General features: G+C 45.0%; 1 protein-coding gene. It reads right to left on the bottom strand.

Annotation, left to right across the window (positions count from 1 at the left end; all coding sequences use genetic code 11):
• Positions 1 to 1,017, bottom strand: a 1,017-nt coding sequence (locus ABD031_RS13280; RefSeq protein ID WP_343852243.1) for an IS110 family RNA-guided transposase, incomplete at its 3' end; no start/stop codon positions are given.
• Positions 1,018 to 1,281 lie beyond the last annotated feature (264 nt).

Consider the following 1,281-nt stretch of genomic DNA (forward strand, 5'->3'; position numbering starts at 1 on the left):
GTCTTCCCTTTTTTCTTCATAAGCTGGATCAAAGGTCGTTTTGTTTTTGAAAAGGATATAGATCAGTTCCAGAAGCTTTCGCTGTACGGCTACAGCTGCTTTCATTTTCACGCCATGTCTTCCGACCAGTCTAGCAAAGGTTCCTTTGTAAATATCACAATGTCGAATCGCTGCCAAGGCGGGCAGGTGCATGGCTTTTCTCAGACTTCGGTTTCCTTTTTTTGAGATTCTGGGTTTGCCTTTTACAGAGGTTCCCGATTGCTTTTCTCTCACATCCAGCCCTGCATAACTGCTGAGCTGGCGCTTGTTTCTTACCAGTTCGAATCCGTTGGTCTCTGCCAAAACAATAACGGCTGTCAATTCTCCTACTCCAGGAATGGAAGTGATTCGCTTGACATCCTGGTCTAGTTCCTGATCAGACTTGACTAAGTGATGGATCTCGTTTTTGATTTCCTGTTCCTGCTTGCAAAGTAGCTTTCGTCGCGTATTCAATCGCTTCAGGCTGTTTGCATTGGGAAAGGCTTCGGTTTTTTCGGCATGGATCTGATTGTCAACGGTTACCCGTTCGGCTACAATCTGATCTCTTTCCCTGGTCAGCTGTCTGAGGGTTCTGAAAATGGGTTTGGGAGGAGCCCAGAGGTCCAGTTTGCGTTCCAGCCCAAACTGGGTGATCGCATCGGCACAGGTACTGTCTGTCACCGTTTTGATCGACAGGGTTCTCATGTAATTGCTGATCTTGTTGGGAAGGACAATAGACAGCTTTTGTCCCTGATCAACCAGCCAGTGGGCAAACTTCTCATGGTATACTCCGGTAGCTTCCATCACAAAAAGAACTTCGGAATTAGCATCTCTCATTGATTCAGCCCACTTGAGACAGGCCTTGAATCCGGAAGAGTGATTGCCAAAGGTTTTTCGGGCTTTAATCTGCCAGCTCAAATCTTCAAAAAGAGTTCCAAAGGAGCAGACCAGTTCATCCTGAGCCACATCCACGCCGATGGTTTGCTTGATCGCTTTCATAGAGTAAAAGGGTTAAAGTGAAGTAATCAATCAAAGTGGATGTCTCCCTTCGTTTTGTCTCCTGGTTGGATATTCTGACTGTATCCGAATCGGCTACGTCTTACATTCTGTTTAAACTCTAAGAGAAAGAAAGGGATGAGGCGGTTTCTCTGCGTGAATATATCTTCTGATTATTTAGACGCAAATTGGCTCTCATCCCTTACCACTTTTCAATAAAATTAATCGCTCGAAAGGTGATTTTTTAATCTGAAGCTAACATAGGAG

Source organism: Algoriphagus jejuensis (genome assembly GCF_039523455.1).
Lineage (GTDB): Bacteria > Bacteroidota > Bacteroidia > Cytophagales > Cyclobacteriaceae > Algoriphagus > Algoriphagus jejuensis.